The sequence below is a fragment of the Micromonospora sp. KC606 genome, assembly GCF_004348675.1.
Lineage (GTDB): Bacteria > Actinomycetota > Actinomycetes > Mycobacteriales > Micromonosporaceae > Micromonospora.
The window spans coordinates 1-9,488 of the sequence record NZ_SMKN01000224.1 but is presented as its reverse complement, the minus strand read 5'-3'; the positions used below and the strand labels follow the sequence as shown (position 1 = coordinate 9,488).

The 9,488-nt window shown below is 66.1% G+C and carries 9 protein-coding genes and 2 pseudogenes; 5 read left to right on the top strand and 6 right to left on the bottom strand.

All coding sequences use genetic code 11. The features are described 5' to 3' along the window. From E1193_RS27035 to E1193_RS27025, 3 genes and pseudogenes are all read right to left on the bottom strand, one after another. Positions 1 to 322: pseudogene (locus E1193_RS27035) on the bottom strand (efflux RND transporter periplasmic adaptor subunit); the annotation flags it as partial. Further along, entirely contained in the window at positions 234 to 1,070 is an 837-nt protein-coding gene (locus E1193_RS27030; protein WP_132186001.1) for a peptidoglycan-binding protein, read from the bottom strand. The pseudogene E1193_RS27035 and the gene E1193_RS27030, both read right to left, overlap by 89 nt. Then, a complete protein-coding gene (locus E1193_RS27025; RefSeq protein ID WP_132186000.1) occupies positions 1,067 to 1,567 on the bottom strand; it encodes a hypothetical protein in 501 nt (166 codons plus the stop codon). Before E1193_RS27025 ends, E1193_RS27030 begins: the two co-directional genes overlap by 4 nt. A 197-nt stretch (positions 1,568 to 1,764) precedes the next feature. Between E1193_RS27025 and E1193_RS27020 the strand changes: the two genes are divergently transcribed. Together E1193_RS27020 and E1193_RS27015 are read left to right on the top strand one after the other, a co-directional pair. Continuing rightward, positions 1,765 to 2,418: a response regulator transcription factor gene (locus E1193_RS27020; RefSeq protein WP_132185999.1), complete on the top strand. Its 654-nt coding sequence runs from the start codon at positions 1,765 to 1,767 to the stop codon at positions 2,416 to 2,418. 8 nt (positions 2,419 to 2,426) lie between these two features. Beyond that, positions 2,427 to 3,794 (top strand): HAMP domain-containing sensor histidine kinase, encoded by a 1,368-nt coding sequence (locus E1193_RS27015; RefSeq protein ID WP_132185998.1) that lies wholly within the window; start codon positions 2,427 to 2,429, stop codon positions 3,792 to 3,794. Positions 3,795 to 4,442: 648 nt separating this feature from the next. Here E1193_RS27015 and E1193_RS27010 read toward each other — a convergent pair. Continuing rightward, the gene (locus E1193_RS27010; protein WP_132185997.1) at positions 4,443 to 4,784 is read right to left on the bottom strand and encodes a VOC family protein; all 342 of its coding nucleotides are present in this window, start codon (positions 4,782 to 4,784) and stop codon (positions 4,443 to 4,445) included. Positions 4,785 to 4,959: 175 nt separating this feature from the next. Here E1193_RS27010 and E1193_RS27005 point away from each other — a divergent pair, with 175 nt between their 5' ends. Next, a complete protein-coding gene (locus E1193_RS27005; protein ID WP_132185996.1) occupies positions 4,960 to 5,388 on the top strand; it encodes a hypothetical protein in 429 nt (142 codons plus the stop codon). Between the two features lie 160 nt (positions 5,389 to 5,548). Here E1193_RS27005 and E1193_RS27000 read toward each other — a convergent pair whose 3' ends face one another. Then, positions 5,549 to 6,358 (bottom strand): ETEC_3214 domain-containing protein, encoded by an 810-nt coding sequence (locus E1193_RS27000; RefSeq protein ID WP_132185995.1) that lies wholly within the window; start codon positions 6,356 to 6,358, stop codon positions 5,549 to 5,551. A 437-nt stretch (positions 6,359 to 6,795) separates the two neighbouring features. Here E1193_RS27000 and E1193_RS26995 point away from each other — a divergent pair, with 437 nt between their 5' ends. After that, positions 6,796 to 7,155 carry a hypothetical protein gene (locus E1193_RS26995; RefSeq protein WP_132185994.1) on the top strand — a complete coding sequence of 120 codons (360 nt, stop codon included), beginning with the start codon at positions 6,796 to 6,798 and terminating at the stop codon, positions 7,153 to 7,155. A 199-nt stretch (positions 7,156 to 7,354) separates the two neighbouring features. After that, a complete protein-coding gene (locus E1193_RS26990; RefSeq protein WP_132185993.1) occupies positions 7,355 to 7,663 on the top strand; it encodes a hypothetical protein in 309 nt (102 codons plus the stop codon). Positions 7,664 to 7,980: 317 nt separating this feature from the next. Here the strand turns inward: E1193_RS26990 and E1193_RS26985 are convergent. Continuing rightward, a pseudogene (locus tag E1193_RS26985) lies at positions 7,981 to 9,362 on the bottom strand (GH1 family beta-glucosidase). Positions 9,363 to 9,488: the final 126 nt, after the last annotated feature.

Sequence of the window (9,488 nt, the reverse complement as noted above, 5' to 3'; positions counted from 1 at the left end):
CCACGGTCTCGGTCGTGATCCCGTCGCCCCTGACCTCCACCCGACCCCCGGCGAACATCCCGGTCTCAACAGCCACGATCCGGGTGCTGCTCCCCTCCACGACCTGGACGCCGTACCCGCCCTCGGCGAGCGCGAGCAGCGCGAGAATCGGCACGGTCAGGACATCCTTGTGCTGGCTGGCCACGAACACGACGTCGACCGGGCTCTCGTCCAGCGAGCCGAGCTTCTTCTGGTCAGCTATGGAGACAATGACCTCGACGGTGGTGCTCGACGAACCGTTGCTGCCCGTCTGGGTTTCGGCGACTCGACCGATGCTGGTCACGGTGCCGGCCACTGTGGACCCGTCGGGCAGCTTCACCGTCCCGCCCGCCCCTGTTTTGACCAGGGCCGCGCTTGGTCAGCTCCAGGTCCACCGAGACCTGCCGGGTGGTGCCGGTGTAGGTCAGCACCGGCCCGCCGGCCGGGGCACCGATCTCCGCCTTGCGCTCGGCGACCCGGACAGCCCCGGGTGCGTACACCACCGGCTCTGGCGTGACCGTCCCGGTCTCTGCCAGCCCGAGATCCTCCTGCCAAGACTTGACCGCCGTTGCGGTCGCCGGGCTGAACGTCTCGTCCGCCGTGAAGCCCTGGTAGCCCAATGCGGCGAGATTCTGCTCGAACTGTTTGACGTCCTTGCCGGTGACGCCCGGTGCGAGGGTCCGGTATATCGGGACCGAACCGTACAGCAGCACCACCGGCTTTTCGTCCACTTTGTACAGCGCCTTGCCACGCTCCACTGCGGATCCTGGTGTTGGCAGCCAGGTGATCCGGCCGCCGCGCTGTGCGGTGACGGAGGCCGCGGAGCCGTAACCCAGGGTCCCGTCCACGTCCGCGGTCTCGGTGAGCGTCATCCTGGTGACCTTGGCCGTGCCCGGGGGCATCGTGCTGGACACCGGCTCGTCGGCCGTGCCGGCGCCGAACCCGAACACCGCCGCGGTCCCGCCGCCGACGGTCAGGAGGACCACACCCGACACGACCAGCGTGCGCGTCCGGCGACGACGACGCCGGGCGCCGACCGTACCCTCACTCATGAACCCGACCCCGGAGCCTTCGGGCGCAGGTCCTTGCACGCCTCCTCGGCCGCTTTGAAGGCAGCGTCCTTGGGATCAAGACCGGTACCATCGAGGCTCAAACCGTCGGGGCCCGGATCCGGGAACTCGTCGAGGCCATGCTCACGCATACACTGGGCGAACTTCCGGAGGTTCTCGGTATCCTCCGCGCTCCTCGTCCGCGCCTCGCCCTCGCTGGGCATGTACTGCCGGCACGCCTCGGACGCGGCCTTCATCTTGTCCTCGGTGCTGTCGTCGAACTCCATACCAACGCCGCCCGTTTCCGGGTCAGGGTCGGGCATGTCGATCCCCTGCTCACGCATGCACTCGACGAACTTGAGCGCCCGCTGCTGCCGCTCCTCGGCGGACAAGCTCGCCGCCGCCGTCGCACCACTGCCCCCGCCGTTCGCGGTCGGAATGTCGCTGCCCTTCTCCGCACCGCAGGCCACCACCGCCAACGTCAACACCGGGATGACCACGGCCAGACCTAATCTCTTTCTCATCGGCTCACTCCTCAGGTGTGTCGGCCGGAACCGCCCGACGCGACCCGTAGAGGTGTATCGGTGGCACGGTTTCGGGAGGGTTTCGCTGCCGACGACGAGCCTCCCGAAACGACGAACGAAACCGCGCCGAAACCCGGTCCGGGGCATTCTTGGGGGGCCGAAAGGGGTACATGGTGCGGGTACTTGTCATCGAGGACGACGCGGAGATGGCCGAGGCGGTCGCTGTCGGGCTGCGCCGGGCACGGATGGCCGTGGACGTAGCACTGGACGGCCGGGCCGGCCTGTCCCGCGCGGTCGACAACGACTACGACGTGATCGTGCTCGACCGGGACCTTCCCGGCGTCCACGGCGACACGATCTGCGAGCAGATCGTCGCGGGCGGGTGCCGTAGCCGCATCCTCATGCTCACCGCCGCGGCGTCGAACGACGACCTGGTCGACGGACTCGGGCTCGGCGCCGACGACTACCTGCCCAAACCGTTCGACTTCCCGGTACTGGTCGCCCGGATCGGCGCCCTCGCCCGCCGCGCCCACCCCGCCACGCCGCCGGTACTCCGCCACGGCGACGTCGTGCTCGACACGGCGCGCCGCCGCGCCTACCGGGGGGACCGGCCGTTGGAACTCACCCCCAAGGAGTTCGGGGTGCTGGAGGTGCTGCTGGCCGCGCAGGGCCGCACGGTCTCCGCCGAAGAACTCCTCGAACGGGTGTGGGACGAGTACGCCGACCCGTTCACCAACGCCGTCAAGATCACCATGAGCCGGCTCCGCGGCAAGCTCGGTGATCCGCCGGTCATCGAGACCGTGGCCAAGTCCGGCTACCAGATCTGAGGTCACGCATGAACATCCCCCGTCCGTTGCAGCGGCTCCTACGGCATCCGCGGCTGCCCCGGCGCACGGTGCGGATACAACTGACCCTGCTCTACGGCGGCCTTTTCCTGCTCTGCGGCACCGGGTTGCTGGCCACCACCTATGTTCTGCTGCAGCACTCGAGCTTCGGCTTCGTCCAGAACAGCCAGGAGGGCATCCTCATGGTCCGCGAGGACGGCACCGCCTTCATGGTCCGGCCGGACGGCGTCCAGCCGCTGGCTGAGGACGCGGAGACTCCGGAAGACGCCAACTCCGTCGCGAGCCCGACCCCGCCGCCGGACCTGAACCCGCCCCCGGACGGCGCCCCGACTCCGCAACAGGTACAGGCCGCGCAGTTCCTGCTCGCGGAGGTCGCGAACAGCCAGAAAAGCGCGTTCCTCACCCGGTCGGGGGCCGCGTTGGCCCTCATGTCCGCCGTGTCCCTGGTGCTCGGGTGGCTGGTGGCCGGCAGGATCCTCCGCCCCGTGCGCACCATCACCACCTCGACACGCCAAATCTCCGCCACCAACCTCCATCAGCGGCTCACCCTGCAAGGTCCCGACGACGAACTGAAAGAACTCGGCGACACCATCGACGATCTGCTCACCCGGCTGGAAGCGTCGTTCCAGTCCCAGCGCCGGTTCGTGGCCAACGCCTCACACGAATTGCGCACCCCGCTCGCCCGGCAGCGCACGGTGGTCCAGGTCGCCCTGGCCGACCCCGATGCCACTGTCGACTCGCTCCGCACCGCCCACGAACGGGTGCTGAACGCGACGTACCAACAGGAACGGCTAATCGACGCGCTGCTGACTCTGGCCCGCGGCGAGCGCGGGCTCGACCGCCGACAGCCGGTCGATCTGACCGACGTAGCCACCGCGGTTCTCCTCGCTCGGGAAGCCGAGGCCGGCCGACGCGGGCTGCGCCTCACGACCCAGCTCGACGAGGCCCACACCCTCGGCGATCCACACCTGATCGAACGCCTCGCGGTCAACCTCGTCGACAACGCGCTGCGGTACAACGTGGCCCCCGGGCGGCTGGAGGTGTCGACCGCGACCAAGGTCAACACCGCGGTGCTCACCGTCACCAACACCGGTCCCTTGGTACCGGCGGACCAGGTCTCCCGGCTGTTCCAGCCGTTTCAGCGACTGGACACCGACCGGACCCACCACGACGGCGGCCTCGGCCTCGGGCTGTCCATCGTCCAGGCCATCGCGACCGCGCACGCAGCCACCATCACGGCCCACCCGCTCCCCAACGGCGGTATGGAAATCACCGTGACCTTCCCGGGCGCGGCTCGCGGTCAGTCCGTGTCCCCAGCGACACCCGGGCGCATCAGCACGCCCCGCCTCACGACGTGATCAACCCCGCGGCGGTAGTGGCCACACGCCTTCTACCAGCACAAACGTCGTCCCGCCGCCGTTCATTGGGTGTTCCCATGTTGTACGGGACCCGACGGTGGTTAGAACACGCTCAATGGGTCCGCCAACCGGGCTCGCAACGTCTGGACCGCGATCGGCCCCGCGTCAGGGCCGCGTCTGCTACGCGTTTCGGCACCGCAGGCGCCGCGAAGCCGAAACCCGGAAAGTAATACATATTCGCGTCCTGACGTCGTCACCCGCACGCCACGCCAGCGGGGTAGCTGAGCCGGACCGCGACTCCATCTTGCCGGAAGCCTCTGCGACAGGAACGGTAACGCTACGTAGCGGGCACTCCAGTGCAAGGCGCCGACTGCGCGATGTCAGCGGCATGTCCGTGCGCCGTAGTGTCGCTAAACTCTTGCCGTCCTCGCCCAAGGTGCGGTGGCTCCGGATGACCGTGCCCTTGCTGCATCTGGAGAGGGTGGCAGCCCGTTCGAGCCGGGCCGAGTCCGGAGGACGCCCCGCCGTTGGCGGGGCGCCCTCAAGCCCTTTCCGAGCGGACAGCGGCAGATCCGGATGCCGGTTCATCGGTCGTCAGCGTGCGACCGAAGGTCGTGCAGCGATCGGTCAAGTGTCGCGGGAGGTGCGTCAGAGTGGCGTCCCGCCGATGCTCAACTCATTGCCGTCCAAGTCGTGGAAATCGGCCTTGCGTACTCCATTGGGGTAGGTCTCCCGCTTGGCTGGCTCGATCCCGCGTTCCGCGGCGGCGGCGACGAAGGTGTCCAGGTCGTCCACGAAGATGGTGATCAGGGCGTGACCTGCGTGTGCGGGTCGGTGCTCGATGAAGATCGACCGATGCTCGGCCAGTTCCCACACGGCTTCGGTGTCGCTGGCCACGTAGGTCGGTGCGGTGCCGAGCAGCTTCTCGTACCAGGCGAGGGCGGCGGGGTAGTCGCTGACTGAGATACCGGCGTAGAGGTCGATCGGCATCCGAACAGAGTAATGGCGGCACCCGTGGGCGAGCGCACTCTCGTCGGCAAAGCAGAACGTCTGCGCCAGCGAGGCTCTGCTACTGACGGTGATGGGCGCACCGGCTGGGTTGCGCACTGTGTGCGGCAGATCAGTACGCCTTCCGCCTAGGCACTCGTTCGTCGAGACTTACCTGATGAGCTCGAGCGACGTGGCGGAAATTGCGTTTGACGTGCCCGGATGGCCACCAATCAAGAACGAGGCGTTGTCATTGTTATCGGCAAGCCACAAGCAGCATGACCGAGTTCGGGCGTTGTTGGAGGCCGCTGCGGTTGCCTCGCAGTCGGTCGGCTGGAAAGTCACCGACCGCCTCGTAGGCCTTGACGTGACTTTGCGAGCGCCCTTTGGTCACCCGGCCGGCGACGCGACCAACTATCTCGGCGGCATCGGCGACGTCCTGCAAGACAAGACCAACCCGATCAACCTTGATCTCTCCCACCTTGGGCCGCTTCAGCAGGTAGCGCTCTATCTCGACGATCGGCAGATCGTCCGGGTGAGGTACGACGTCGAGCCAGCTGACAGCCCGTCATACTCGGTGCGCGTGGTGGTCCTGCGCACCCCATAGCTTATCTGCTGGAGACAACGCGTCGCTACGCGGCATGTCAGGATGCCGCCGCCGTCCAGGGATACGATCGCGCGGCCCGGCAGGCAATGCAATTCGGACAGACGCCGGTGACGCGTGACGGCAGTTCGATTTATGAGGTTTTCAAGCTAAAAAGTAGCACTCATTGTTCCTTGGCTGGGTACTTGTTGGATTCCACTCGGTCGGGTGCCAAGTCGAATTCTTGGGGAAGATCACCGAGATCGAAGCCATCGCTAAGTGAACCGTAGGTTGTGATGATCAGACCGCTGCGCGCATTGGATACTCTGCGAGAGTTCTCAACACTCTGGAAATTGCTCGGAATTGCTGCGTCAACAAGCGTAGAAACAGCTTCGCGGCTTCCGGCCGACTCGCCACCAACCCCGGACGATCCACTGCCAAGCAGCCAAGTCTCGTAGTTGGTGGCCCACCCTGCTCTGAGGGCTTCATCGTAGAACCAGTAACCGTTGAGGTGCCGTCCTACCCTGGAGGCGGATGCTACGTCAGGTAGTTCGGAAAACCGGGATTCGCCAAGTCTGCCGATGTTGTCGCCATAAGGGATCTCGGGGTTGAAAGTGGTTGATCTTGTGGTCACCGTGTATCCGACAACAACGCCGTTACCGCTGGCCTCAGTGATGGCCTTAACCGCGTATATTTCGTTGATCCACATTGCTTCTCGGAGTGGACCGATCTTCTTGTTGACCTGCGCAGGCCCGCCGAGCATGCTCTCAAAGTTCTCCACTGTCTGTCCGGCTGACAGCTTTGCGACCGCCTCTAGCGCTACTTCCTCTTCTGATTTCTTCGTGATTTGGGTGTAAGCGGCGGCCACAAGAACGCCGATTATGGCAGTGATGGTTGCCCAGGCAATGTTCGGAATTCCTAATTTTCTCTCCTTAATCCATTTCTTCCATGGTGACTTTTGAGGGGTGTCTTGCCTTCCAGCTCCCTCGGCCATGTTGTCGATGCTAGTTGTCGAACCCTCCTCTCGTTGCGACTTTACGAACCGCTCCTGCTTGGGTAGCTGAAGTTCGGTACCCCTGTTTCGTCTGATTGGAATGCGACAACATGGAATGATAGTTACTGGTGTTCTGCTTGGGATCAAAATGCCCTCAAAGCGGTGGAAGAGGGAATTGTGGCCGACGAGCGGGTCCACAGATGCAGCTCAAGGTTCGCGGCGAACCTTGACAACAACCCGCGATTAGCCCGACTGCACTAACATCGGCACGAGCGTGCGCCATTGCAGAGCTGACCGAAGTCACGCAGGGTGACATGGCCACCAGGGCGGCGGCACGCGACTCGCGGCAGTTGAGTGCACATCCGAGCCATCCGACCACCCACTGTCGCCGGGCCCGGCCAATTTCCGCAGAACGCGGGCCCGGCATACTGGCCTCCATGCGCCAAGCGTTCGCGCACGAGGCGGTCCTCGTGCTGGAGCCGGATGGCGACATCCGGGCGCCGGGTGCGGCCATAACCGTCGCCCTCTGCGGTCACTGGGACCATCAACCGCCATGCCCGCTGGCGGCACACCACACCCAGACCGAGCGGGTCGGCGACCTAGTCCAACTCCGGACACTGTTCGCCGCCGAGCCGGACGCCGAGGACCTGGTGCGCCAGCGCATCAACGACACCCTGTCCGGCGGGGAGTTGCTAGGCCCGGACGGGGCGGTCACCCATTGGCGGCTTCGGTCCAGCGGACCCAGCGAGGTGACCGCCGAAGAGGCCGACCACGCCGAGCGCCTGACACGCACCTGACCGATATCCGTCTGCCTGAGAGGCCTCCCAGGCCAGCCCAATCCGACCGGGCAGCGGCAGTTGTGCGCGCTGGATCCGAGAACTCCTACTCATACACGCCGGTCCAGAACTTCACGGCTGGACACATTCGGCATGGGTCGTGGCTTGAGGCACCGAGGCTCGTTCACCGGCGAGCGCCGGCCGGTGTCATAGTGGGATAATGCTGCCCGTCAATCCGGCGACGCTCATCCTGCTCGGTTTTGTTGCGGCGCTCGGATCCACGGCGTTGCTGATCAAAGAATCCGGCCCCATGCGGGTCGCCGCTGCCGTCATGCTCGTGATGGCGATCGCGATGCTGGCGCATGGAGTGTGGGGCGCCTGGCGCTGGTCACGCGAGCTGCGCGACTCGCCCGAGTGGAAGATCGCCAGCCGAGGCCGCGACGTTCCGGACCACCAGGTTGACGACACCTGGGATCCTGCCCCCGGAAGTCGGCTGCCGCCTGCGCATCGTCGAAGCGATGAGTGGTGAAGAATCCGGGGAGGCCGGGGCTCGGATGCACGGCAATCGGCAGTTGAGCGCGCCAGCGCTCGCGCAACTCATCACGCTAAGTAGCGAGCGGATCGTGGCAAACGAGTGAGCCGCACAGCTGCATTCTTTCGCCGTTCGGAGCCGCCTTTCCCCGTCGTGGTGTGCCGCCCCGGCCGCCCGTGGCCTCCCACCGTTGTGTACTCAGACCCGTGTCCATGGCGGAGCGCTCTCCACAAGCGTCGCCGCCAGCGAGTCCGCCCAAGGTGAAGGAAGATGTGCCCGTCGTGGCCGGACGCCGACGCGCACCTCGCTCATGATTAGCCAAGTCTTCCGCCGCGCGATGTGCGGGCTAGTTCCGATGTGCTCTTGCCGCTGGCGCGGTGTGCCGCGACGAGTTCGGCGTACCTGCGCCCGGTCGTTTTCATGGTGCGACGCTGGGTTGGGTAGTCGACGTGTATGAGACCGAAGCGCTTGTTGGAGCCGTACGCCCACTCGAAGTTGTCCAGCAGTGACCAGGCGTAGTAGCCGCGCAGGGGTACGCCGCGTTGGACGGCGCGTGCGCATGCTTCGAGGTGGTCGAGCAGAAAACGGGTCCGGTGCGGGTCGTCGACGGACCCGTCGTCGGCGACGGCATCGTCGTACGCGGAGCCGTTCTCCGTCACATAGATCGCGGGTGGCTGGTAGTCCTCGGTGACGCGGATCAAAACGTCTTCGAGCCCGCCGGCGTCAACCGGCCAGCCCATCGCCGTGCGCGGCCCGGGTGGGGGCTGGTGGGTCAACTCGAGGACGCCGTCCCTCGGTGCGGCGGCGGCGTAGGTCGGGAAGTAGTAGTTGATACCGAGGTAGTCGGTGGGTGTGGCGATCACGTCAAGGTCGCCCGCGTGGACCGGCAGGTCGACGCCGTACACCGCAACCATGTCTTCTGGGAAGCCGCGCCCATAGATAGGGTCGAGCCACCATCGGTTCGTGTCACCGTCAGCGCGCCACGCTGCCGCGATGTCGTCGGGGTGATCGCTCACGGGGCGGCAGGGGCTGCGGTTGGCGACGATTCCGACCTGCGCGCGTCGTTGAGCGTTAGAGCGAACCGCCTGGACGGCCCGCCCATGCCCGAGCAGCACGTGATACGACGTGCGAACGGCCTGTTCAATGTCGCGGATGCCGGGTGCCTGGAGCCCGTCGCGGTACCCGAGCCATGCGACGCACAACGGCTCGTTGATCGTCGCCCAGGTTTCCACGCGGTCGCCCAGCTTTGCGGCGATGAGGGCGGCGTAGTCGGCGAATCGCTCTGCGGTCTCGCGCACGGGCCAGCCACCGCGGTCCTGTTGGTACTGCGGCAGATCCCAGTGGTAGAGCGTGACCATCGGCGCGATTCCTGCGGCTAGCAGGTCATCGACCAGCGGTCGTAGTAGCCGATTCCGGTGCTGTTGATCGCACCGGCCGGTTCCGGCTGCACCCGCGGCCATGACACCGAGAAGCGGTACGAGTTGACACCGAGTTCGCGTAGCAGCTTCAGGTCTTCGGGCCATCGGTGGTAGGAGTCACAGGCGATGTCACCGGTGTCGCCGTTGTCGACGTTTCCCGGTGTGTGGCTGTAGATATCCCAGATCGACGGCGTCCGGCCGTCCTCGGCGACCGCCCCCTCGATCTGGTACGACGCGGTGGCGACACCCCAAACGAACTGCGCGGGCAGGCGGCGCACGAGGCTGGTGTGGGCGTCCACGAAGGTCACGCGTTACTCCCGTCGACGTTGAGGCGGTGGTAGACGACGACTTCCCAGGGACGTAGGCGGAACGGGTTGGGTGGGGCTTGGCTGGTGTCGGGGTAG

Coding starts and splice junctions, on each gene's coding strand:
- E1193_RS27000 (WP_132185995.1), bottom strand. CDS start 6,358: ATGGCCGAGGGAGCTGGAAGGCAAGACACCCCTCAAAAGTCACCATGG.
- E1193_RS27005 (WP_132185996.1), top strand. CDS start 4,960: ATGAGCTCGAGCGACGTGGCGGAAATTGCGTTTGACGTGCCCGGATGG.
- E1193_RS26990 (WP_132185993.1), top strand. CDS start 7,355: ATGCTGCCCGTCAATCCGGCGACGCTCATCCTGCTCGGTTTTGTTGCG.
- E1193_RS26995 (WP_132185994.1), top strand. CDS start 6,796: ATGCGCCAAGCGTTCGCGCACGAGGCGGTCCTCGTGCTGGAGCCGGAT.
- E1193_RS27015 (WP_132185998.1), top strand. CDS start 2,427: ATGAACATCCCCCGTCCGTTGCAGCGGCTCCTACGGCATCCGCGGCTG.
- E1193_RS27030 (WP_132186001.1), bottom strand. CDS start 1,070: ATGAGTGAGGGTACGGTCGGCGCCCGGCGTCGTCGTCGCCGGACGCGC.
- E1193_RS27010 (WP_132185997.1), bottom strand. CDS start 4,784: ATGCCGATCGACCTCTACGCCGGTATCTCAGTCAGCGACTACCCCGCC.